The 24692-nt window shown below is 33.0% G+C and carries 21 protein-coding genes and 1 tRNA gene; 9 read left to right on the forward strand and 13 right to left on the reverse strand.

Translation table 11 applies throughout. The features are described from left to right. Positions 1 to 34: 34 nt before the first annotated feature. Positions 35 to 1033 carry an App1 family protein gene (locus tag M4I23_RS04380; protein ID WP_249753560.1) on the forward strand — a complete coding sequence of 333 codons (999 nt, stop codon included), beginning with the start codon at positions 35 to 37 and terminating at the stop codon, positions 1031 to 1033. A gap of 12 nt (positions 1034 to 1045) precedes the next feature. Here M4I23_RS04380 and M4I23_RS04385 read toward each other — a convergent pair whose 3' ends face one another. The 3 genes from M4I23_RS04385 to M4I23_RS04395 all read right to left on the reverse strand — a co-directional run bounded on the left by M4I23_RS04385 (position 1046) and on the right by M4I23_RS04395 (position 4445). Then, the gene (locus tag M4I23_RS04385) at positions 1046 to 2827 is read right to left on the reverse strand and encodes a leucine-rich repeat domain-containing protein (protein ID WP_249753561.1); all 1782 of its coding nucleotides are present in this window, start codon (positions 2825 to 2827) and stop codon (positions 1046 to 1048) included. Positions 2828 to 3046: 219 nt separating this feature from the next. Then, positions 3047 to 3661: a deoxynucleoside kinase gene (locus M4I23_RS04390; protein WP_158847254.1), complete on the reverse strand. Its 615-nt coding sequence runs from the start codon at positions 3659 to 3661 to the stop codon at positions 3047 to 3049. A 4-nt stretch (positions 3662 to 3665) separates the two neighbouring features. Continuing rightward, on the reverse strand, positions 3666 to 4445 hold the full coding sequence (locus M4I23_RS04395) for a hypothetical protein (protein ID WP_249753562.1): 780 nt from the start codon (positions 4443 to 4445) through the stop codon (positions 3666 to 3668). A 135-nt stretch (positions 4446 to 4580) separates the two neighbouring features. Between M4I23_RS04395 and M4I23_RS04400 the strand changes: the two genes are divergently transcribed. The 3 genes from M4I23_RS04400 to M4I23_RS04410 all read left to right on the forward strand — a co-directional run bounded on the left by M4I23_RS04400 (position 4581) and on the right by M4I23_RS04410 (position 8381). Next, complete coding sequence (locus tag M4I23_RS04400) at positions 4581 to 5444, forward strand: GLPGLI family protein (RefSeq protein WP_158847258.1); 864 nt, start codon at positions 4581 to 4583, stop codon at positions 5442 to 5444. A 45-nt stretch (positions 5445 to 5489) separates the two neighbouring features. Continuing rightward, on the forward strand, positions 5490 to 8240 hold the full coding sequence (locus M4I23_RS04405; RefSeq protein WP_249753563.1) for a carboxypeptidase regulatory-like domain-containing protein: 2751 nt from the start codon (positions 5490 to 5492) through the stop codon (positions 8238 to 8240). A 59-nt stretch (positions 8241 to 8299) separates the two neighbouring features. Next, positions 8300 to 8381, forward strand: a tRNA-Tyr gene (locus M4I23_RS04410). 61 nt (positions 8382 to 8442) lie between these two features. Here the strand turns inward: M4I23_RS04410 and M4I23_RS04415 are convergent. Beyond that, on the reverse strand, positions 8443 to 9708 hold the full coding sequence (locus M4I23_RS04415) for a D-alanyl-D-alanine carboxypeptidase (protein ID WP_249753564.1): 1266 nt from the start codon (positions 9706 to 9708) through the stop codon (positions 8443 to 8445). 206 nt (positions 9709 to 9914) lie between these two features. Here M4I23_RS04415 and M4I23_RS04420 point away from each other — a divergent pair, with 206 nt between their 5' ends. Continuing rightward, positions 9915 to 10640 carry an FKBP-type peptidyl-prolyl cis-trans isomerase gene (locus tag M4I23_RS04420; RefSeq protein ID WP_249753565.1) on the forward strand — a complete coding sequence of 242 codons (726 nt, stop codon included), beginning with the start codon at positions 9915 to 9917 and terminating at the stop codon, positions 10638 to 10640. 165 nt (positions 10641 to 10805) lie between these two features. Next, positions 10806 to 11687 (forward strand): GTPase Era, encoded by an 882-nt coding sequence (gene era, locus M4I23_RS04425; protein ID WP_158847266.1) that lies wholly within the window; start codon positions 10806 to 10808, stop codon positions 11685 to 11687. Positions 11688 to 11830: 143 nt separating this feature from the next. On the opposite strand, the gene M4I23_RS04430 is transcribed toward era, so the two are convergent. Further along, positions 11831 to 12328 (reverse strand): GTP-binding protein, encoded by a 498-nt coding sequence (locus M4I23_RS04430; protein ID WP_158847268.1) that lies wholly within the window; start codon positions 12326 to 12328, stop codon positions 11831 to 11833. Positions 12329 to 12425: 97 nt separating this feature from the next. Here M4I23_RS04430 and der point away from each other — a divergent pair, with 97 nt between their 5' ends. After that, a complete protein-coding gene (gene der, locus M4I23_RS04435) occupies positions 12426 to 13730 on the forward strand; it encodes a ribosome biogenesis GTPase Der (protein ID WP_158847269.1) in 1305 nt (434 codons plus the stop codon). 76 nt (positions 13731 to 13806) lie between these two features. After that, the gene (locus tag M4I23_RS04440; protein WP_249753566.1) at positions 13807 to 15927 is read left to right on the forward strand and encodes a M3 family metallopeptidase; all 2121 of its coding nucleotides are present in this window, start codon (positions 13807 to 13809) and stop codon (positions 15925 to 15927) included. A 74-nt stretch (positions 15928 to 16001) separates the two neighbouring features. Here M4I23_RS04440 and M4I23_RS04445 read toward each other — a convergent pair whose 3' ends face one another. The 5 genes from M4I23_RS04445 to M4I23_RS04465 form a co-directional block, all read right to left on the reverse strand. Then, positions 16002 to 16814, reverse strand: a complete 813-nt coding sequence (locus M4I23_RS04445) for a YgcG family protein (RefSeq protein ID WP_249753567.1) — start codon at positions 16812 to 16814, stop codon at positions 16002 to 16004. Positions 16815 to 16861: 47 nt separating this feature from the next. After that, on the reverse strand, positions 16862 to 17302 hold the full coding sequence (locus tag M4I23_RS04450; protein ID WP_249753568.1) for a TPM domain-containing protein: 441 nt from the start codon (positions 17300 to 17302) through the stop codon (positions 16862 to 16864). A gap of 49 nt (positions 17303 to 17351) precedes the next feature. After that, positions 17352 to 17945, reverse strand: a complete 594-nt coding sequence (locus M4I23_RS04455; protein ID WP_158847274.1) for a LemA family protein — start codon at positions 17943 to 17945, stop codon at positions 17352 to 17354. Positions 17946 to 18064: 119 nt separating this feature from the next. Further along, positions 18065 to 18394 carry a MerR family transcriptional regulator gene (locus M4I23_RS04460; RefSeq protein WP_158847276.1) on the reverse strand — a complete coding sequence of 110 codons (330 nt, stop codon included), beginning with the start codon at positions 18392 to 18394 and terminating at the stop codon, positions 18065 to 18067. A 5-nt stretch (positions 18395 to 18399) separates the two neighbouring features. Further along, the gene (locus M4I23_RS04465) at positions 18400 to 19371 is read right to left on the reverse strand and encodes a M23 family metallopeptidase (protein WP_158847278.1); all 972 of its coding nucleotides are present in this window, start codon (positions 19369 to 19371) and stop codon (positions 18400 to 18402) included. A 196-nt stretch (positions 19372 to 19567) separates the two neighbouring features. On the opposite strand from M4I23_RS04465, the gene alaS reads away from it, so the two are divergent. Next, positions 19568 to 22183 (forward strand): alanine--tRNA ligase, encoded by a 2616-nt coding sequence (gene alaS / locus M4I23_RS04470; protein WP_249753569.1) that lies wholly within the window; start codon positions 19568 to 19570, stop codon positions 22181 to 22183. A 51-nt stretch (positions 22184 to 22234) separates the two neighbouring features. On the opposite strand, the gene M4I23_RS04475 is transcribed toward alaS, so the two are convergent. The 3 genes from M4I23_RS04475 to M4I23_RS04485 are packed head-to-tail and all read right to left on the reverse strand — an operon-like array spanning position 22235 to position 24686. Further along, positions 22235 to 23524, reverse strand: a complete 1290-nt coding sequence (locus M4I23_RS04475) for a deoxyribodipyrimidine photo-lyase (protein ID WP_249753570.1) — start codon at positions 23522 to 23524, stop codon at positions 22235 to 22237. After that, the gene (locus M4I23_RS04480) at positions 23514 to 23999 is read right to left on the reverse strand and encodes an SRPBCC family protein (RefSeq protein WP_249753571.1); all 486 of its coding nucleotides are present in this window, start codon (positions 23997 to 23999) and stop codon (positions 23514 to 23516) included. The genes M4I23_RS04475 and M4I23_RS04480 overlap by 11 nt, the downstream gene beginning before the upstream one ends. A gap of 9 nt (positions 24000 to 24008) precedes the next feature. After that, complete coding sequence (locus M4I23_RS04485) at positions 24009 to 24686, reverse strand: SDR family NAD(P)-dependent oxidoreductase (RefSeq protein ID WP_249753572.1); 678 nt, start codon at positions 24684 to 24686, stop codon at positions 24009 to 24011. Between the last annotated feature and the right edge of the window lie 6 nt (positions 24687 to 24692).

The raw sequence follows: 24692 nt of genomic DNA on the forward strand, positions 1-24692 counted from the left end.
TGTAAGCGTGGTTTTTTGTATTTTTGTAATCTGTATGTTCAAAAAAGATCCCGTTCAAATTATAGCATTTAAAACTTATGGCACTGGCAGCCGTGTGTATTTACGTGGTCGAGCTATAGAAGATGAAAGTATTGATTTGGAACAAAAAAGTGTTTTAAAACTACTCATTAATGCATGGAAACGTTTTGAAACCGATGAAATAAAACATGCTGAACTAGTTGTTAAACTTGGCGATGATAGCTTATTTTATACCAAAACAGACGAAAGAGGTTATTTTCTATTAGATGAAACGGTTGATGATATTTGTAAGTATCAAGATGATGAAGGTTGGGTTCGATTTGAATTTTCTTTTAAAAATAAACTTGTAAAACGAGAAATTCAGTTTGAGAATAAGTTTTCTGCACATATGCTTATTCCTTCTGGTAGTGCGCGGTTTGGTGTTATAAGCGATATTGATGATACTATTTTGCATACCGGTATTGTTTCTATGTTTAAATGGCGAGTGCTTTTTAACACGTTTTTAAAGTCGGCAGGAAAACGATTACCTTTAGAAGGTGCTGCAGAATTTTATAAGTTATTACATAAAGGAAAGGCGGGACATGAAGCTAATCCTATTTTTTACGTAAGCCATAGTCCTTGGAATCTTTATAGATATTTGGATTATTTTTTAAAGCAAAATAAATTTCCTGCTGGTCCTATAATTTTAAGGAAATTTCCGAGTGTTTTTAAACGAAAATCTAAAGATGAAAAGCCAGAAAAACAAAGGGAAATCATAAATTTATTAAAGTCCTATCCCGATTTAAAATTTATTTTAATTGGTGATTGCGGTGAACACGATCCTGATATCTATATTGAAATTACTCAGGTTTTTCCCGATAGAATTTCAGCCATTTATTTACGCAGTGTAAAGCATAAAAAGAAAATGCTTCGTGTTTCTGGATTGTTCAAGGATTACAAAACTACACCTGTTTTATTGGTTGAAACTAGCGAACAAGCTATTGAGCATGCTCGAAAAAGCGGGTTTGTATTGTAAATTATGTTATAGTTATTCTGTTTTTTCAATTTTCAGTTTTTTAATAGTGAAATTTTTGTTTAATTTTTTGTCTTTTAAAAACATAATTTTAAAATCTTCTATGGCAGCTATAAACTCTTGTTTTGTTAAACTACCATCATATGGAGAGAAATAGAAAAATAAATTTTTATTTTCTAAATCTATTTTTGGCATAAGTAGCTTTTTTAAGCTCGATTCGAGTGTTTTGTTCTTAAGTTCTTCGGTTGTAATTACAATGCCATATGTATCGTGTAGTGAGTCTTTATCTTTGCTATAAAGCCTATATTTACGTTTCTTCTCTGCTCTTTTTTTCGCATCGAGTTCCTGTTGAGTAAGTTTATAATCTACAACTAGTTTATATTTTTTTGGAGCTTTCTCGGGAATTATCGAATCGAATAATTTTCCTTGGTAAAAGCGAACTCTATTGTTATTCAGCAAGATATCATAACCTTTGCTTTTATTTTGAAGAAAATCGTTTAGTTCATCTGCTCTCCATTGCAGGTTTTGGTAAGACATCGCATACTCGTTCACGTAATAATCAATATTTGGGCGTATAGTAGCTTTTAAATTATTAGTATCGTTAGTGAAAACATAAAGATATTCTGTTTCTTTTAATATTTTGTTTTCATTTTCTTGATAAAGATTGTATACCTTACTGTAATCGTTATTTGCTTTTTCTATTGCTTTTGCAATGGGATCTTGCTTTTTAAAAATAATGGACAAAAGGAAGGGTGCAGCGAGTACTAGAATAAGAATAGAATAGATTTTAAACTGAAACCAGTTGTAGCTATTGGAGTCTATAGTTTCTGTTTTTGCATCGTTGTTTTCGACTTGCTTTATGTGCTCTGGTTGATTTATCTTTGTGTCTAAAGAGTCTTCTTTTTTAGTTTCGATCGGCTCAAAATCAGACTCGTCTATATCAGGAATTAGTTTTTTTATTCGCGCAATAGTTTCGTCGTTAAATTGATTTCCCTCTACCCAAAAATCTAAGGTGCTTAAAATTAAATTACTAAATGAAACTGGTAATTCTTTTAATTGGTTGTGGCTTACATCTAGAGTTGTTAGTTTTTTTAGATTACCAATGTTTTTTGGTAATGCTTGAAGCTTATTTTCTCCGATATGAATGGCTTCGAGGTTTCGCAGGTTTGCAACAGATTCTGGGAGATTTTTTATTTTATTTACTGATAAATTAAAAATCTTTAACGATCGTAAATTACCAAAACTTTCGGGTAGCTTTTCAAAACAATTGCCTTCTGCCCATAACCATTTAAGTTGCCTTAAGTTTTCTATAGAATCGGGTAGAGTTGTTAGGTTATTTCCATCGAGTGATAGGGTTTCTAGGCTACTTATTTTTGTTACCGATTGTGGTAGATGTTCTAAGTTAAGATCGTATATGCCTAAATCTTTTAGCTTGTATAAACGCCATAACCATTCTGGAAATTCAGTTAGTGGGTTAGAGCCTATGTCGAACTTTTCGAGTTGAGTTAAAGTGCTATAGCTTTCTGGAATTTTTGTTATTTTATTTTCAGATAAAGTTAAAATGCGTAATGCTCTAAATTTCAATAATAATTCAGGAGCTACAATAATTTTATTATTCCGAAGAAGTAATACTTCTAAATATTTTAAACGTGTTAAGAATTCTGGTATTTCGGTAATATGGTTATTTCTTAAATCTAGCTCTTTTAGATTGGGGTATTTAAGAATGTCTTCTGTAATGGATGTAATCGACTTATCTGATAAATTTAATTTGTATGTTTCTTTTCGTTTTTTTATCATTTTAAAGTCAATTACGTATAGTATTCTAATTTATAAAAATAATAGATACACCAGTTTTATCACTCACTAAATTAAGCAAGTAATTAATAATTGTAGCTTTTAATAAGGAATTTAGCAGAAGAATGCGTTAGGGATTGAACGGCATGTTTGAGCTCCCCGACCAAAGGAGGGAGCGAGTAGTGAAAGCCCGACCCTTGTGGTGGCGCCCAAAACAGGTTTTTAAAACAGCCCGTTTATTTCGGCATCAATAGTATTTATAACAGTTCCTAAATCTTCAGGATTGTCAACAAAATCTAAGTGATCTACATCTATAATTAAAAGTTTGCCTTTATCATAACCATGTATCCAAGCTTCGTAACGCTCGTTTAATCGGCTTAAATAATCGATACTTATAGAGTTTTCGTAATCGCGACCACGTTTTTGTATTTGCGATACTAAATTAGGGATAGTGCTACGTAGGTAAATTAGAATATCTGGACCCTGTACAAGAGATTCCATGAGCTCGAAAAGTGATTTGTAATTCTCGAAATCACGATTTGTCATAAGTCCCATAGCATGTAAGTTGGGCGCAAAAATATGTGCATCCTCATAAATGGTACGGTCTTGTATAATGGCTTTTCCGCTTTCGCGAATTTGTAAAACTTGACGAAAACGACTATTTAAAAAATACACTTGCAGGTTAAAACTCCAGCGTTCCATTTGGTTGTAAAAGTCGTCTAGGTAAGGGTTATCTACCACATCTTCTAACTGTGCTTCCCAATTATAATGTTTAGCTAGTAGTTTTGTGAGAGTGGTTTTTCCAGCACCTATATTTCCGGCAATAGCAATATGCATAGTGTTAATTTATTTTTAAATGGAATTCTTGTAAAGTTTTCTGGCTGTAAATATACAAGGTTTCATTGATTACAAAAAACTGATTTATTATTAAATTTGGCAGACTAATGGGTATAGGCTGTTCGTCGTTTTTATTGAGATAAAAAAGGGTGTTATCTTTTTTTAGCACCAAGTTTTCGTTGTTTACGGCTATAGTTGTGTAGCCGTCGTTATCTATTTTCTTTATTAGACTTCCAAAATAGTTGTATGTATATAGGTGGTTTTTAGTGAGTAACCAGCAGTAATTATAGTTGCTTTTTAAGTCCAAAACATCACTTTGTATGGGTTGTGTTTGCGCTCGAGAGCTGTTTAGTTTGTAATCGAATAGTTCTAATTTTTGGTTGTTTTGGTTAAAAATCCAAACGGTGTTATCATTTCCTGTGGAAATATATGATACGTTTTTATAGTTTTTGATGGTGTTGAAATCTGTTCTAAAAATCTCGGCTAGCCGGTTGTCTAGAATTATTATTGTATTAAAATCTTTATAAAACAGGTTGATTTTTAATGGGTTAAATGTATTTGCGCTAACCAAATAACCCAATTGTAAGTTGTTGTAATTTAGGATTATATCGTTCTGTTTTTTGTAAAAAACATTGTTATTGATATAAAAAGCGGTGCCGAAATTATTAACCGAAACAAGGGTTTCTGCATGTAATGGTGTTTTTTTTATTAAAGTAGTTTCAATAGCTTCTTGAGAGAACATTGAAAGTGTAAATAGGAAAAGGATAATTGTGCCGTGCTTCATTGGATTGGAAAAATACAAAAATTGAATCAATTTTTTTAAGAATATTTTAACGTTTCGTAATTAAACTTAGTATAACGAAAGGAGTCTAATTTAAAATTAAAGATTAATTTTAATAACTAATAAAATATCTATAGAATGAAATTTAATACTTTAAAACCTATAATAACAGCGGTATTGCTTTTGGTTACCGTAATCTCTTTTGCTCAAAAAGATTTTCAAGGTAAAGCTTACTACGAATCTAAGACTACCGTAGATATGAGTAATTTTGGTGGTGGAAATTTAAGTGAGGAGCGTAAAAAAGAAATTGCAGGCAGAATGAAAAGTATGTTAGAAAAAACATTTATTCTAACTTTTAATCAATCGGAATCTTTATATAAAGAAGAAGAAGCTTTAGAAGCTCCAGGGCAAGGAGGACGAGGTTTTAGATTTGGAGCAATGATCTCTACAGGAGGCAATCAATATAAAAACGTACGAAATAAAGAGCTTTTACAAGAACAAGAGTTTTTTGGTAAGCAATTTTTAATAAAAGATAGTTTACGAGAATTAAAATGGGAATTAGGTTCGGAAACTAAAACCATTGGACAATACACCTGTTTTAAGGCAACAGTAGTAAAACCATTAGAAGGATTCGATTTTAGTGATTTAGGAAAACGACCACCAGAAGGTAAGGCTGATGAAGACACTGAGAACAAAAAGGATGATAAGCCAAGAGAAATAGAGGTAACTGCTTGGTATACGCCACAAATACCAGTAAATCAAGGTCCAGATACATATTGGGGATTACCAGGATTAATTTTAGAAATTAGTGCTGATAAAACAACTATTTTATGTTCTAAAATTGTTTTAAACCCTTCGGAAAAAGATGAAATGAAAGTACCTTCTAAAGGAAAAGAAGTTACACAAAGTGAATATGATGCTATTGTAAAGAAAAAAATGGCGGAAATGAGAGCTTCAAGAGGTCAAGGTAACCGCGGAGGTGGTGGAGGCGGAAGACGCTAGTTTAAGTTGTCTTGTTTATTCTTTAATTAATAGAAAAATTATCCTGTGAAAAATATAATATGCTTTATGCTGCTGTTAGCGGCGAGCTCAGCCTTTGCCCAAGTGAAACTGGAAGGTGTTGTAAAAGATAGTATTGGTATGCCGTTGGAGTTGGCGAATGTAATTGCTATAAACCAAGAAACCCAGAAACTAGATGCTTATGGCATAACAAACCCTGATGGTCGTTTTAAACTTTCTGTAGAAAAAAATTCTAAGTACAATATACAGGTGAGTTATATAGGTATGAAAACTGGACAGGCTGAAGTTGTTACTACCGATGTTGCAGTTACTCAAAACTTTATATTGGTTGAAGATAATGCTTTAGATGAAGTTGAATTGGTTTATGAAATGCCTGTAACCGTTAAAGGCGATACTATTGTGTATAATGCCGATTCTTTTAAATCGGGAACCGAAAGAAAATTAGGAGATATTTTAGATAAGCTACCAGGTGTTGAAATTAATGATGATGGCGAAATTGAGGTAGAAGGCGTTAAGGTTGGTAAAGTTATGGTAGAGGGCAAGGAGTTTTTTGACGGCGACTCTAAATTAGCAACTCAGAATATTCCAGCAAATGCTATTGATAAAGTTGAGGTGCTTAAAAATTATGCCGAAGTTGGGCAATTAAGTGGAGTTACCAACAACCAAGATAATATTGCTATAAACATAAAGTTAAAAGAAGGGAAAAAGAATTTCTGGTTTGGAAATGTTACCGCAGGAGGGGGAACATCCGATAAAGATGCTTTGTATGTTGTGCAGCCAAAATTGTTTTATTACAGTCCAGATTACAGTATTAATGTTATAGGCGATTTAAATAATATTGGCGAAATAGCTTTTACGCGTCGTGATTATTTCAATTTTACTGGCGGTTTTAGATCACCAAGCAGAAGTAGTGGTACTAATATTGACTTGGGAAGTAATAATTTAGGATTCTTATCACTACAGAATGATAAAGCAAAAAGTATAACCACAAAGTTTGGTGCGGCTAACTTTAGCTATTCACCTAATAAAAAATTGGATTTAAGTGGTTTTGCTATTCTATTAAGTAACCGTACAGATTTAACTGAAATTAGTGATGTACAGTTTTTAGATGATCCTTCTCGAGATGAAAATAAGGAAAGCAATACGCGCCAGCGTAGCGATATGGGTATGTTGAAGTTTAGTGCTAAATATAAACCAAACGGAAGTAACCAGTTAGATTATGATATACTTGCTAGAACTTCTAAAGAGTCGCAAGATCAATTTGTATTATCTTCTCAGGTTGGTGATGTTAGTGAGCTAGAAAGTTCTTCACCATTTAGTATCAATCAAAATTTAAATTATTATTATACTTTAGATTCAAAAAATATTTTTGCCTTAGAGGCGCAGCATTTATGGCAAGATGAAGATCCTTTTTACAATGCTATTTTAGAAAACGACCCAACTAATAATGATAATGGTTTAAACGATCCGCTTAATCCTAGCGATGCTTATGATGATATAGCGAGTAATTTAGGGTTTGATAGAGATCAGGTTCAATATGATATCAATCAGGATAAGCGTGTAAAATCTAATCAAATGGATGCTAAAGTTGATTATTGGAATATTCTAAATCAAAAAAGTGATATTAATTTTACTTTAGGAACCATTTATAGTAAGCAAGATTTCGATTCGAATATATTTCAAACTTTAGATGATAATTCCAATTTTGATTCAGCTCCAACTATTAACGATGGTTTAGATGTAAATGATATTGCTTATACCTTTTCCGATGTGTATTTAGGTGTGCATTACCGTTTAAAATCTGGAATTTTCACTTTTACTCCTGGTTTTTCGGCGCATGCTTATAGTGCGAAAAATGATCAATTTAATGTGAATTATACCGATAATTTTTTCCGCCTTCTACCAGATTTCAATACGTTGATTCAGTTAAAAAAGAGCGAAAAAATTATATTCAATTATAGTATGGAAACCGATTTTACCGATGTTAATCAATTAGCAAGAGGTTTGGTTTTAAATAATTATAGTTCTGTGTTTTCTGGTTTTCAGGAATTAGAAAGTGCCTTATCTCATAATTTAAATCTATCTTATTTCAGTTTTAATATGTTTAACTACACCAATGTTTCGGCCAGATTAAATTATAGTAAAACGATAGATCGTATTAGAACGAGTTCGGAATTACCAGCAGGAAGTGTAATAAATGTAAGTTCGCCGTATAATTCTAATTTAGCAGATGAAAGTGCTAGTATTAATGCACGTGTTCAAAAAACGATAGGGAAATTTAGAGCTACAGGTACAGGGAATTTAAGTTATACAAAGTACAACCAGTTGGTAAATAATTTGCCTTTTACTAACGAAAATTACACGCAAAGTTATAGAGGGGAATTGAGAACTAATTTTAGAGAGGCTCCAAATTTTGAGTTTGGCTATCGTTACAGTATCCAAGATAACGATCAAGGTACACAGAGAACAAAGTTTTATACCAAGGCTCCATCGGTAAAATTTGATGCTTTAATTTTAAAAAGCTTCACTTTTAAGACCGATTATACTTATAATAATTTTTCAGATGAAGAAAAAACAATAAATTCTTATGAATTTTGGGATGCTTCTTTAGCGTATAGAAAAGATGAGAACAGCAAATGGGAATATGAAATTAAAGCGAGTAACTTGTTAAATACCAGGTCGCAAAACCAGAGTAGTGTTAGCACTATATCGGTAAGTGCAACCGAATATTATATACAACCTCGTTTTCTAACTTTTAGAATTCGATACGAATTATAAAAAAGATTTGATTTTTGTTTGTAGAATTAATAAACAATAATATATTTGCGGTCAGTTTTGGGGAGATACTCAAGCGGCCAACGAGGGCAGACTGTAAATCTGCTGACTACGTCTTCGTAGGTTCGAATCCTACTCTCCCCACTTTAATTTGAAAAGCCTGCTTTTAAGCAGGCTTTTCTGTTTTATAAGGTTTTCGAATATATTAATACGTGTTTCTTAAGTATTCGAAAATGGTTTGCATGTTTTGTTTTACTTCAGTAGTTGGTTTGGTGTAATGGTTATTCATAAAACTAAAAATTAGAGTTTCTCCAGTGTTGGTAATTAGATAGCCACTTAAAGAATAGTTATTTCCTAACGTTCCCGATTTTGCATAAATATATGGTTGGTTTGTGCCAGCGTACCATTTTTTTAATGTTCCAGATGTTCCGCCAGCAGGAAATAAATTAAATAAGCGCGCTTTTGGAATACTGTCGTATAGTTTGGAAAGAACATCTACAAAAGATTTTGGAGAAAACAGATTGTATCGGCTTAAGCCCGACCCATCAACCCAACGGGGTTTTTCGGTTAATGTTTTTAAATGGTTCTCAAGAATAAATTCTCTCGCGTTTTTAGAGCTTAATGTATCCGATAAAGTTGAAGATGCCATAATGAGCATTTGTTCAGCTAAAAAATTATCGCTTACATGCATCATTCGTTTATACAATGTATCCGAAGGGATACTATAAACGGTTTCCAAATGGGACGGGATTTTAGTTGTAAAATTAACAGTTGGGAGTAAGTCTTTCCATATTTCTTCCGATGTAAATCGATTTAAAACCAATGGGATTTCAACGGAATCGGTATGTTTTGGGTTGTAATAAAATATGTTTTCATTATAGCTTCTTTTATGTTTGCTAATTGTATCACTAATATTTTTTTTGAATATGCTTGGTGTACAAATTAAGCTATCTAAATTACTAATTGTAACGACATTGCCGTAAACGGGAAAGGCGCTTCGTTCGGGATTAAAATAAGTGTCGTAATCTTCCCAAGCCCAGCCAGGACCAAACTTTTCGTCTGCTAAATTGTTTTCTATAATGTTAACTATTTTATACTTCTTGGTTAAGTTTAAAGCTGTGCTATCCTTAAAATAAGTATGTAGGAAAGTTGGATTACCTGTGCCAACTATGGTTAAGGTATCGTTTTTAACGTTGTATTTTAATGCGGGAATACTATCGGGTAGCATTTGTAATGCCGTGTATAACGTGAAGATTTTAGTGTTACTGGCAGGTGTAAAATATTTCTGTGCATTATGTTGATAGATGGTGTCTTTCATTTTGGGGTTATAAACTAAAAAACCAGTAAATTGATTATTGTAAAAATTGGTTTCTAAATCTCTGTTTATTTGTTTTGTAATTCTGGCAGATTTACAACTAGACCCCATGATTAGAATAGATATAAAAATAAAATATTTATTGATTGGGCTCATGTTCTAAAAATTAAAAAGGTCTAGGATAATCAAATATAATTAATAAATTGGTTTATGCTTATTCGTTCTTTCTGCTATTTTAGGTTGGTTTCTAATAGTGAAATGTACTTAATTGCTTAATGTTTTTTGTTAAATAGAACATAAACCTATTTTATACCTATTATAATTTTGTTACATTTGGCTCGAAATTAATTTAACACAAAAAAATGAAAACAATTAAAGTTTTAAGCCTGGTTGCTCTTACAGCATTAATGGCATCTTGTAATAATACAGGAGTTACAAAAAAGCCTATAAAAACAGAATTAGACTCAGTAAGCTACGCTATCGGTATGGATGTTGCTAGAAATGTAAAAACTAGCTTTACAGAATTTGATAACGAATTGTTTATTCAAGGGTTTATGAACGCTATTGATTCTACAGATGTTTTAATAGAGCAAGCAGATGCTCAAAAAGTAGTACAATCTTATTTTCAAAAAAAGCAACAAGCAGACGTAGCTAAACAAAAAGAAGAAGCAGCAAAAAAAGCAGAAGCTGAGTTTGGTGAAGTTAAATTAGCTGGTGAAAAGTTTTTAGAAGAAAATAAATCTAAAGATGGTGTTCAAGTAACAGCAAGCGGATTACAATATATTGTTGAAGAAGAAGGAACAGGTGAAAAGCCAACAACAGCTTCTCAAGTAAAAGTACATTACCATGGTACGTTAACCGATGGAACTATTTTTGATAGTTCTGTAGATCGTGGAACTCCGGCTACTTTTGGTGTAACTCAAGTTATTCCAGGTTGGACAGAAGGTTTACAGTTAATGAATGTAGGTTCTAAATATAAATTCTTTGTACCACAAGAATTAGGTTATGGTGCAACACCAAGAGGTGGAAAAATTAAACCTTTCGATGTTTTAGTATTCGATGTTGAATTATTAGAAATTGTTAAGTAATTTAAAATTCAATCGTTTCGTTTGTTGTGTAGAGTTTCTCAAACAATAATTAAGTTGAAACGTTTAAATATATAGAAAAGACTGTCTGAAAATGACAGTCTTTTTTGTTTTAGTAAATTCAAAAAAATAAAGGTTGTAACTTTGCAGCTTAATAAATTGAAGATTATGAACCATAAAGCAGGTTTTGTAAATATTATCGGGAATCCAAACGTTGGAAAATCGACACTAATGAATGCCTTTATTGGTGAAAAATTATCTATTATTACTTCTAAGGCACAGACTACGCGCCATAGAATTTTAGGTATTGTAAATGGCGAAGATTTTCAGGTGGTATTAAGTGATACGCCAGGAATTATTAAGCCGGCTTATGAGTTGCAAGAATCTATGATGGGTTTTGTGAAATCGGCCTTTGAAGATGCAGATGTATTAATTTATATGGTGGAAATTGGAGAGCAAGCCTTAAAGGATGAAGCGTTTTTCAATAAAATAAAATCTTCTAAAATTCCTGTGTTATTACTTTTAAATAAGATTGATATATCAGATCAAGAACAACTAGAAACTCAAGTACAACTTTGGGCAGAGAAAGTGCCAAGTGCAGAAATTATTCCAATTTCAGCATTGCAAGGGTTTCAGGTAAAAGAAGTGTTTCATAGAATAATAGAATTATTACCAGAATCACCAGCCTTTTATCCAAAAGACCAATTAACGGATAAGCCAGAACGTTTCTTTATAAACGAAACTATTCGTGAAAAAATCCTTATTCATTATAAAAAAGAAATTCCTTATGCTGTAGAAATCGAAACAGAGGAGTTTTTTGAGGAAGAAAAAATTATTAGAATGCGATCTGTAATTATGGTAGAGCGCGAAACACAAAAAGGAATTATAATCGGCCATAAAGGTTCTGCTTTAAAACGTGTAGGGGTAGAGGCTCGAAAAGATTTAGAGAAATTCTTTGGGAAACAAATTCACTTAGAACTATATGTAAAAGTGAATAAAAATTGGAGAAGTAACCAAAAGCAATTAAAACGTTTTGGTTACAATCAATAAAAACTAACGTTATCTTTTTAATTAGGTAACGTTTAGTTTAAACTTGAACAGCATCTTTGTGCTATTCAAAAAAAGAACATTTTGGATATAGTTTGAGTTAGTTTAGTTTAAAAGCTTTGGTTGGTAGCAATTAGAGCTTTTTTTTATGCTTTAAAAACACCTGTCATAAAAACGTATAAAGCGTTCATTTCTTTTTGGTTAGAAAACTTACTTACTCTACCAGCAAAGTAAAGCGTAAACCATATTCCGGTTAAAAGGACTAGGCCCATAATTTGTGCTTGGTAAGTTGTTTTTAATGCCCAATTGCTATATGCCCAAATGCTAAAAACAATAAATAGCATAGCAACTGCGAAGTGGAAAAACATAAACATGGTCCAAACGGCAGGACTAGGGCCAAACAAGCCACGAACTATACTGCTGTTTTCGCCCACTTCATTAATCTCTAAATGTAATTGAGGAGACCAAAAATGTTGTTTCTCTTTGGGGAGTTTTATAAAAACGTGATCGTCAATTGTAGATACGATAAAATTAGACTGTAAGGTTTTGTGATCTTCAAACTTCTTTAAAACTGCCGTATTTGCTTGTGGTAATTCAATTTTAAATCGTGGTCTAAGTACAATTTCATTTAGCGGTGTGTTCATAATAAATTCATTAGGAAAGTAAAATACTCATTTCTATCGAACTAAACACTATCTTTGCAGCCGCTTACAGGATATGTAATGCATAAAAACAAAAATTATGAGTAATATAGTAGCAATAGTAGGAAGACCAAATGTTGGCAAATCAACTTTTTTTAATCGTTTAATACAACGTCGCGAGGCTATTGTCGATGCTGTTAGTGGTGTTACGAGAGACCGTCATTACGGGAAAAGTGATTGGAATGGGAAAGAATTCTCGTTAATTGATACTGGTGGATACGTTCTAGGTAGTGATGATGTTTTTGAAGCAGAAATAGATAAACAAGTAGAATTAGCAATAGATGAAGCCGATGCCATTATTTTTATGGTAGATGTTGAAGCTGGCGTTACAGGAATGGATGAGGATGTTGCTGAGTTACTAAGAAAAGTAAATAAACCTGTTTTTCTTGTTGTAAATAAAGTGGATAACGGTAAACGTGCTGCGGATGCTGTTGAATTTTATTCTTTAGGTTTAGGTGAATACTTCACTATAGCAAGTATAAATGGTAGTGGAACAGGTGATTTATTAGATGCTTTAGTTCTAGCATTACCAGAAAAAGAAGAAGTTGAAGAGCAAGTATTACCTCGTTTTGCGGTAGTTGGCCGTCCTAATGCAGGAAAATCATCCTTTATAAACGCCTTAATTGGTGAAGAGAGATACATTGTTACCGATGTTGCAGGAACAACTCGTGATTCTATTGATACAAAATATAACCGTTTTGGATTTGAATTTAATTTAGTGGATACCGCTGGAATTAGAAGAAAATCTAAAGTGAAGGAAGATTTAGAATTTTATTCTGTAATGCGATCTGTTCGTGCTATTGAGCATGCCGATGTATGTTTAGTAGTTCTTGATGCTACTCGTGGTTTTGACGGACAAGTACAAAATATCTTTTGGTTAGCACAAAGAAATAGAAAGGGTATCGTTATTCTTGTAAATAAGTGGGATTTAGTAGAGAAAGATCACAAATCTATGAAAGAATACGAACGCGTTATTAAGCAGCAAATGGAGCCGTTTACGGATGTACCTGTAGTTTTTATTTCGGTCTTAACTAAACAGCGTATTTTTAAAGCGATTGAAACAGCCGTTGAGGTTTATCATAACAGATCTAAAAAGATTAAAACAAGTAAGCTTAATGAGGTGTTTTTACCACTTATAGAAAATTACCCGCCACCCGCTTACAAAGCAAAATACGTTAAAATCAAATATATCATGCAGTTGCCAACACCGCAACCACAATTTGCATTTTTCTGTAACTTACCACAATACGTAAAAGAACCTTACAAACGTTTTCTAGAAAATAAACTTCGTGAAAAGTTCGATTTTAAAGGAGTTCCTATTAGCGTTTATATGCGTAAAAAGTAGATTATAAGTTGTTTTTTTAATGGTGTTTTTAGATTAAGTTATGTATTTTTATATATTAATAATTTAATCTAATACTATGAAAAATTGCCTTATCAAGAACAGTGCTATTTGTTTAGTTCTAGTTAATGCTGTCTTGTTTTCATGTACTTCAAACACCAAAGAAAAAATGGATGAAATCGATAATCCTTTAGTTCAAAAAAGTACATTACAATATCAAGCACCTCCATTCGATAAAATAAAAGATGAAGATTTTATTCCTGCTTTTAAAGAAGGTTTAAAACAGCACGATGTTGAAATTGATGTTATTACCAATAACACAGCCACTCCTACATTTGAAAACACAGTCTTAGCTCTTGAGTTAAGTGGTGAAACATTAGGTAGGGCACAAAGTGTATTTTATAATCTTACAAGCGCTAATACTAATCCTGAATTACAAAAGATAAAAAAAGAGTATGCTCCTATATTTTCAGCGCATTCTGATAAAATCTATCTTAATTCAAAAATTTATAATCGTATAAAGGCATTAGATCTTTCTACTCTACAAGGTGAAAACCTTAAATTGGTTGATTATTACTTGAAGAAGTTTGAAATGGCCGGTGCTAGTCTATCTAGCGCAGACAAGGAGAAGATGATGGAAATTAATAAAAAGCTGTCCATTTTAAGTACCGAGTTTAGTAGTCGGTTATTGAAAGCTCGTAAAGATGGCGCTTTATTAGTCGATACAGAGATCGAATTAGATGGTTTAAGTAAAGATGATATTGATAGAGCAAAAGCTAAAGCAGAAGAAGCTGGAGCTGAAGGAAAGTATCTTTTAGGTTTGTCAAATACTACACAACAGCCTTTATTAGCGGTTTTAAAAAATAGAGAAACACGTAAGAAATTATATGAAGCTTCTTGGAGTAGAGCTGAAAAGGATAATGATGCCGATACCCGAAAAATTATAGAAGATATAGCTTTATTACGCATGCAAAAGGCTCAATTAATGGGTAAGAAGAATTATGCGGAATGGAATTTGCAAAACCAAATGGCTAAAACACCAGAGCGTGCTTTAAATTTATTGGCTGAGCTAGGGAAAGCATCCGTTGCAAAAGCAAATAAAGAAGCGGCTAACATTCAAAGTATTATTGATGCTCAAAATGGTGGTTTTAAATTAGAACCTTGGGATTGGAGTTTTTATGCAGAGCAAGTTAAAAAGGCAAAATACGATTTAGATCAAAAAGAACTAGAACCTTATTTTGAATTAAATTCAGTTTTAGAGAATGGTGTGTTTTATGCTGCAGAGCGCATGTACGGCATAACGTTTAAGAAACGTAACGATTTACCTGTATATAATCCAGATGTCGTTACTTATGAGGTTTTTGATAAAGATGGATCAAGCATGGCGCTTTATTATTTAGATTTTTACACACGTGATACTAAAAGCGGAGGTGCTTGGATGAATAATTTTGTGAGTCAGTCTCATTATTTAAAACAAAAGCCAGTTATCGTAAATGTATTTAATTATATAAAACCTACAGAAGGAAATCCATCTTTAATTAGTTTTGATAACGTAACAACTATGTTTCATGAGTTTGGACATACGTTGCACGGTTTATTTGCAAATCAACAATATGTGTCTTTATCGGGAACAAGCGTACCTAGAGATTATGTTGAATTTCCTTCTCAAATAAATGAGCATGCGGCTTTAGAACCTGCGGTTTTAAAAAATTATGCAATACATTACAAAACAAAAGAAGCTATTCCTCAGGCTTTAATTGATAAAATCATGAAGGCTGAAACCTTTAATAAAGGTTATGATGTAACTGAGTTGTTAGCAGCATCTGTAATCGATATGATGTGGCATACTGTAGAGAATGAAGCTGATTTTAAATCGGTTTTAGAATTCGAAAAAGAAGCGCTTGCTAAAAATGGATTATTGGTAAAAGAAGTACCGCCAAGATATCATACACCATATTTTGCTCATATTTGGGGAGGTGGTTATGCTGCTGGTTATTATGCTTATACTTGGAGTAAAACATTAGATTATAATACTTACGATTGGATTAAAGCCCACGGAGGTATGAATCGTGAAAATGGAGAGCGTTTTAGAAAATATATATTATCTGTTGGTAATAGTGTTGATTTAAACAAAGCCTTTACCGATTTTGTTGGTCACGATATGGAAGTAGATGCTTATATCAATAATGTAGGATTCTAATAAGAAATTCTAATATTTTAATAAATTATGAAAAGGAGGAATTATTAATTCTTCCTTTTTTTTATGAGCTAAATTTACCAGCCACCAGAAGCGCCACCACCACCGAAGCCGCCGCCGCCAAAACCTCCACCGAAGCCACCTCCGCCTGAACTTCCGCCTCCGAAACCACCGCCAAAACCTCCAGATGATCCTCTTCGGTAATTACCACGGCCCATATTACTCAAAATAATAGCTTCGAGTATATCTGAACCTGTAGATCGATTTCCGCTGTTATTCCCGCCTCCACCGCGTTTATTCTTGGAGATTGAAATGAGAATGATAATAAAAATAAAAACTAGAATGATAATAAACCCAGCAGGAATACCTTCTTGATTCGACGATTGTCTTGTGCCTTGGTATTCGCCGGTTAGTACTTCAAAAATAACATCGGCACCTTTGTTTAGTCCACCGTAATAATCATTTTTTTTAAAGTATGGAATAATGTCTCGATTAATAATTCTGTTAGACATAGCATCGGTTAGCAAGTGTTCAACGCCATAACCTGTATTAATGGCGATGCGTCTATCATCACGTGCTAATAAAATAAGTACACCGTTATCTTCTTTCTCTTGTCCAATTCCCCAAGCTTGTCCCCATTTAGCTCCTAAATAGTTTATGTTTTCACCTTCGGTAGAAGCAATGATAGCCACTACAATTTGTGTAGAAGTGGTATCGGAATATTTTACAAGTTTATCTTCTAAATTCTTTTTTTGTGATGCACTTAAAAGATTGTAGTAATCGTAAACACTAGTTTGGAAATCTGGAGTTTTAGGGATTTCATATTGTGCAAATGAAAAGTTAGTGCATAAAAGCGTAGTGAGTAAAACAATAAAAAAAATATTTTTCATCTTAAACTGCGACCGAATACTGAATACTGAGTGCTGCATGTTTTTTACTATCCTTTTGAAATTTCGTTAGATAATTCGTTGGTATCATCATGTTCCCAAGGGAAAAAAGATTCGAGTTGTTCGCCGGCTTTTTGAATGCCCTCAATAATACCTTCTTTGAATTTACCCAATTTAAAATGCGATTGCATCACGTCTTTAGTGCTATCCCAAAAGTTTTTTGGAACTACTTTATTTATACCTTCATCACCATAAATAACAAAAGCTTTATCGTTTATAGCGACGTAAATAAGCACGCCGTTTTGCAGTTTGGTATTGTCCATTTTTAAATAATGAAACACTTCTAAAGCACGATTTGTAGCATCGCCATTAGAAGTGTTTTCAATATGAACTCTTATTTCACCAGATGTATTTAATTCGGCTAAACGAATAGCTTCAACAATGTCTTGCTCTTCTTTGCTTGTTAAAAATGTTTCAACTTTATTAGACATGTTTGTATTATTTACTTTTGTGAAATATTAAATATAATAGATGTATTTTTTAGAATTCAAAGTCTACATCTGGAGCTTTTTCACTTCCGGCTTCGGCTTTAAAATAACTTAATGGTTCAAAATTAAATAAACCTGCTAATATTGAATTTGGAAAAGTTTTAATGTGCATATTGTATGGCTCTACGGTTCCGTTAAAGCGATCTCTAGCAACGTTAATTCTGTTTTCTGTACCTTCTAATTGACTTTGTAATTCTAAAAAGTTTTGGTTTGCTTTTAAATCAGGATAACGCTCTACAGTTACTAATAAACTTTTTAAAGCTCCAGATAATCCACCTTGTGCTTGGTTGAATTTCGCCAATTGTTCTGGTGTAATATTGGTTGGATCTATAGTGATAGAAGTTGCTTTAGCTCTTGCTTCTATAACGGCTTCTAATGTCCCTTTTTCAAAATCGGCTGCTCCTTGTACTGTTTTTACTAAGTTGCCAATTAAATCGTTTCTACGTTGGTAACTACTTTCTACGTTTGCCCAAGTTTTAGTTGCTGTTTCTTTTAAAGTTACAGCGGTATTATTAAATCCTTTACCCCAAGAGTATGCGCCAATAGCAAGAATTGCAATTATAATTAATGGTAAAAATTTTTTCATGATAAATTAATTTGAATATTGATTTTAGTTCCTAATATATTAGACTCATTATTTATTAAAAAGTTACTTTTTTACGAGAGAAAAGGAAGTTTTAATCTTTTAGAGTCTGTAATAAATGTTTACAAATGCTCTTTTATTTTAATCAGTTGTGTTTTTATGTTTTCTAAAGTATCAATAATTTGAAAGTTACTTAAAGCTTCTTTTTTTTCTTCCTTTAAATGTGTTTTGGCGCCTTCGAGTGTAAATCCACGCTCCTTTACTAAATGGTAAATAAATTTTAGGTTTTTAACATCTTCAGGAGTAAATTTTCGGTTGCCCTTCGCATTTTTTTTAGGTTTAAGGACATCAAATTCTTTTTCCCAAAAACGTATTAACGATGTGTTTACACCAAAAGCTTTGGCTACTTCTCCAATGGCGTAATATCGTTTTTCTGGTAAATCTATATGCATTACTATTAATCTAAAGATTGATTTTCTAAAGAGGCATGCTCTAGTAGCTTACTATATTCTTCTGCCGTTAAACTTCCGTAGTAGAAATTCATTGGGTTAATACGTTGTCCGTCTTTAAAAATTTCATAGTGACAATGTGGTGCCTGCGAGCGTCCTGTACTTCCTACAAAACCAATTAAATCACCACGTTTTACTTTTTGGTTTTTACGTACATTATATTTATATAAATGGGCATATAAGCTAATATATCCAAAACCGTGATCTATTCTAATATGGTTTCCGTAACCAGTAGATCCCGAATCTGCTCGAACCACAACACCATCTCCCGAAGCATAAATTGGGGTGCCGCGTGGTGCTGAAAAGTCCATACCCCAATGCATTTTTCTAACTTTGGTGAAAGGATCCGATCGCATACCGTAACCAGATGCCATACGCTTTAGGTCCTTATTGGCAACAGGTTGAATGGCAGGAATTGCTGCTAGTAATTTTTCTTTTTCTTTTGCAAGAACTGCAATTTCATCTAGCGATTTCGATTGTACTACAATTTGCTTCTGCAGAATATCCAAACGTTTGTTACTTTCAATAATTAGTTTAGAATTATCAAAACCTTCTAAATTTTTATATCTGTTAATTCCGCCAAAGCCAGCTCTTCGTTGTGCTTCCGGAATAGGGTTAGCTTCAAAATAAACACGATAAATATTATTGTCTCTATCTGCCACATTCGCTAAAACGTTTTCTGCTTCGTTCATTTTTTTATTCAACAATTCATATTGCAATTGCATGTTGTGTAATTCTCTAGAAAGTGTACGTTCTTTAGGGGATGCCACGTATTGGCTTGTTATAAAAACAGATAAAAAACCAAATAATCCCGCCGCTAAAATAAACATGAAAGCATACTTAAACGTTGTTCTTTTTTTACGTTCAATCTTCCTGTAAGAAAGTGAATCGGAATCGTAATAATATTTTACCTTACTCATTATTATTTTTATGCTATTTTTGCGCTTTACAATTTTTGTTGTTTGTGCTTTATATTTTAAAAGCAGAACGGACAAATCTACTGATTTATTATTAATAGAATAATAAATCCTTGGCTTGGCGTTTTTAAATTGAAAAGTAAAGATAAAAATTGTTTTGCAATTAATAGAGAATAACTGAAAAGAGAATAATTTATATATGAAGTCTCAAGACATCCGCGCTAAGTTTTTAAGTTTTTTTGAAGATAAAAAGCACAGTATTGTGCCATCTGCTCCCATGGTTTTAAAAGATGATCCAACCCTAATGTTTGTGAATTCGGGAATGGCTCCTTTTAAAGAGTATTTTTTAGGAAATACCAAGCCGAAAAATAATAGGATTAGCGATTCGCAAAAGTGTTTACGTGTTTCTGGAAAGCATAACGATTTAGAGGAGGTTGGTTATGATACTTATCACCATACTTTGTTCGAAATGCTTGGTAACTGGAGTTTTGGAGATTATTTCAAAAAGGAGGCTATTGCTTGGGCCTGGGAACTTCTAGTAGATGTTTACGGTATAGATAAAGATATATTATATGTTACCGTTTTTGAAGGAAGTGATGATGCTGATAATTTAGGAATGGATACCGAAGCTTATGATTTTTGGAAACAATATATATCTGAAGATCGTATTTTAAAAGGTAATAAGAAAGATAATTTCTGGGAAATGGGCGATCAAGGTCCATGTGGGCCATGTAGTGAAATACATGTAGATATTCGTTCTGCGGAAGAAAAAGCTAAAGTTCCTGGAAAAGATTTGATAAACATGGATCATCCGCAAGTGGTTGAAATTTGGAACTTAGTTTTCATGCAATACAACCGAAAAGCTAACGGAACCCTTGAGGGTTTACCAGACAAACATATCGATACAGGTATGGGGTTTGAACGTCTTTGTATGGTTTTACAGGGTGTACAGTCTAATTATGATACCGATGTATTTACTCCAATTATTCGCGAAATAGAAACCATCACAAATAAAGTTTATAATAAGGATAAAGAGATAGATGTTGCTATACGTGTTATTTCCGATCATGTTCGTGCCGTAGCCTTTTCAATTGCCGATGGGCAGTTGCCTAGTAATACTGGTGCAGGTTATGTAATTCGTAGAATTTTACGACGTGCCGTACGTTACGGATTTACATTTTTAGAGAAAAAGGAACCGTTTATTTATAGATTAGTAGATGTTTTAAGTGAAAAAATGGGGGATGCTTTCCCAGAATTAAAAGCTCAAAAACAACTTATAGAAAATGTTATAAAAGAAGAAGAACAATCCTTTTTAAGAACATTAGATCAAGGTTTAGTATTATTAAATAGAATTGTAGAAACAACAAAAGGTGATACTGTTTCGGGAGAAAAAGCATTCGAATTATACGATACTTATGGTTTTCCAATAGATTTAACTGCGCTTATTCTTTCTGAAAAAGGATTAAAGTTAGATGAAAAAGGCTTTAATGAAGAATTACAAAAGCAAAAAAAACGTTCTCGTGCGGCTAGTGAAATGTCTATGGATGATTGGGCTATTCTGAGCGATGATGCTGTAGAGGAATTTGTAGGTTATGATACTTTAGAAGCCCAAGTAAAATTAACGCGATATAGAAAAGTAGTTTCTAAAAAAGACGGCGAAATGTATCAGTTGGTATTTAATATCACACCATTTTACGCAGAGGGAGGCGGACAAGTAGGAGATAAAGGTTACTTGGAAGATGCGCATGGCGATGTGGTTTATATTTTAGATACTAAAAAGGAAAGTAACGTTATTATTCATTTTACTAAAAACTTACCAAAGCACATCAACGAAAGTTTTAAAGCTGTAGTAGATGTTAAACAACGTAATAGAACAGAAAGTAACCATACAGCAACACACCTATTACATCAGGCTTTAAGAGAGGTTTTAGGAACTCATGTAGAGCAAAAAGGATCTGCTGTAAATTCTAAATATTTACGTTTTGATTTTTCTCATTTTTCTAAATTAACGACTGAAGAATTACAAGATGTTGAGAATTTTGTGAATTCTAGAATTGAAGGCAAACTTCCTTTAGTTGAAAAAAGAAATGTTCCAAAAGAAGAAGCTATTGCAGATGGAGCTATGAGTTTATTTGGAGAGAAATATGGAGATACCGTTCGAGCTATTCGTTTTGGACAGTCTGTTGAGCTTTGTGGAGGAACACATGTGAAAAATACAGGTGATATCTGGTATTTTAAAATAGTTTCCGAAGGTGCGGTTGCGGCAGGAATTAGACGAATTGAAGCTATTACTAACGATGCTGTAAAAGATTTTTATTCTGAAAATAACAAGACGTTTTTCGAAATGAAAGATTTGCTTAACAACACTAAAGAGCCGGTAAAGGCACTTCAGAATTTACAAGATGAAAACACAAGCCTTAAAAAGCAAATTGAAGGTTTATTGAAAGATAAAGCTAAAAATATAAAAGGTGAATTAAGAAGTGAATTAACAGAAATTAATGGCGTTCAGTTTTTAGCTAAAAAATTAGATTTAGATGCTGGCGGATTAAAAGATGTTGCTTTCGAGTTAGGGTCTCAGTTTGATAATTTATTCTTATTATTTGCAACCGAACAAAATGGAAAAGCATTATTATCATGCTATATCTCAAAAGAATTAGTTGCAAGTAAAGGCTTAAATGCTGGGCAAGTAGTTCGCGAACTTGGAAAACATATTCAAGGCGGCGGCGGCGGGCAACCATTTTTTGCAACTGCTGGTGGTAAAAATCCAGACGGTATTACAAAAGCATTAGATGGGGCAAAAGCCTATATTGGATAAAACAGAATTGTTTTAATTCATTGTTTATAATGAAAAAGCGCTAAACCTTAATTAAGGGTTTAGCGCTTTTTTGTATGTAGAAATAGCACGTTCTCGTGCAAATTTATGTTCGACCATAGGTTGCGGATAGGTTAATTCATCATAGTCTTCAACCCAACGGCGTATGTAAATGGCTTCTTTATCAAATTTTTTCAACTGCTCAGCAGGGTTGAAAACTCTAAAATAAGGCGCAGCATCACAGCCTGTACCTGCGGCCCATTGCCAGTTTCCATTATTTGCAGAGAGTTCGTAATCTAGTAGTTTTTCAGCGAAATATGCTTCGCCCCAACGCCAATCTATTAAAAGGTGTTTACATAGAAATCCGGCAGTAATCATACGTACACGATTATGCATATATCCCGTTTTGTTTAATTCGCGCATACCGGCATCAACCATGGGGTAGCCCGTTTTTCCTTCGCACCAAGCTTTAAAGTCTGCTTCGTTATTCCGCCAAGGTATCGCGTCGTATTTTTGTTTGAAATTTTCGGTAACAACTTTGGGGAAATGAAAGAGGATTTGCATGAAAAATTCACGCCAAATAAGCTCACTTAAAAATATTGCATTTGTTTTTAAAGCTAGTTTCACCATGTTCCTAGTACTAACGAGTCCAAATCTTAAATGTGGTGAAAGGTATGATGTTTGATCTTGTGCAGGAAAATTTCGGACTTCATCATAGCGATCTAAAGCCGTTAAATTATATGGTTTTACGAGTATTTTACTTTTAGTAAACCCTATGTCTGCTATAGAAGGGAAAGCCAAATTGCTTTTATGAAATCGAGTGTTATCAATCTCATGATTTGATACATCAGCTTTCTCATCGAATTTTTTTAACCACTTATTTTTAAACGGTGTGTATATCGTATAAGGTGTATTATCGTTTTTTAGAATATCGTTTTCTTCAAAAATCACTTGATCTTTGAACGACTTTGTTTCTATGCCGTTAGCACTTAATAAATCTGAGATTTCAAGGTCCCTTTTTATGGCGTAAGGCTCGTAATCTTTATTAAAAAAAACACGCTCAATGTTATGTTCTTCAATTAGAGTTTTCCAAATTTCTAAAGTCGAGCCTTTTTTTACAACAAGGCTCGATCCAAACTCGGTAAGTTCTTTGCTTATGTTTTCTAAAGTGTTGTGAATAAAGGAAACCCTAGCATCATCTTTAGGTAATGAGTCTAAAATATCATCATCAAAAATAAAAACAGGTAATACATTGTTACTCGATTTTAGAGCATAATGTAAAGCCGTATTATCTTCTAGTCTTAAGTCGCGTCGAAACCAAAATAGAGTTATTTTATTTTCCATTAAAGTAGGTTTCTAAGGTTTTAAAACGGTATTCGAAAATACCTTTTAATTGTTTTTTTATGAAAAGAGTTTGAGCTAAATCACCTAAAATTCCAAAAGGTATTTTGTATGAGATTTTATCTTTCATTAATGTTTTTCCGTCAGGTTGGCTGTAAAACCAATGTTCATGATGCCACATTCTGTATGGACCAAAACGCTGCTCGTCTATAAAGAAAGATTCGTTTTCAACTTGTGTTATTTCTGTAACCCAATTTGTATTTATACCTGGTAGAATACCAACTTTATAAGTTATGATTTGTCCGGCATAAGCCTTTTTATCAACTTCAGATGTGATTTTAAAACCCATTTCTGAAGGTGTGATTTTTTCTAGATTATTAGGAGAACTAAAAAAAGACCAAGCTTCGTGTAACGGAATATCAATTTCTTGTGTAGCCTCTAAGGTGTAAATTCCAGAATGTTTTTTTATTTTAATCATAATAAAAACTTAGAGTTTTAGACTAGTTATTCCCGCATCTATTGGGAATGTTTGTCCAGAAATTGATTTAGCATCGCTAGATAACAAGTATTTGGTTAGTGCAGCTACTTCATTAGGATCTAAAATAGATTTTAATGGGTGGCGTTCGCTCATGGTTTCTCTTTGTTTTTCGTTACGTAATAATCGAGAAGCCAGAGGTGTATCTGTAATGGTTGGAGCAATAATATTGAAACGTATTTTTGTTGCATATTCTGCTGCCAACGATTTTGTTAATCCTTCTAAGGCTGCTTTACTTGTAGCAATACTAGCGTGAAAAGGCATACCCATTTGTGTGGCTACACTACTGAATAAAACCACGCTACCATGACCTTCTATTAAAGCTTTTTCGTAATGTTTTATAGTTTTTATAGCACCTAAAACGTTAATGTTGAAATCGTTTTTAAAGTCGTCTAATTCTAAGCGAGATAGTGCTTTTAGGTTTATACTTCCCGGGCAATATACTAGAGCATCTATGCTATCTATTTCTGGTAACTCATCTTCTAAAACATCTAAACTATGTTGCGTAATTGTAGAAGATGTTTCTATAGCCGTACGGCTTATGTTTACAATGCTATATGTATCTTTTAAAGCGTTTATAATGGCTTGGCCGATACCTTTACTGCCACCAATAATGACTAGTTTTTTCATAATTAT

Source organism: Algibacter sp. L4_22, assembly GCF_023473045.1.
GTDB lineage: Bacteria > Bacteroidota > Bacteroidia > Flavobacteriales > Flavobacteriaceae > Algibacter.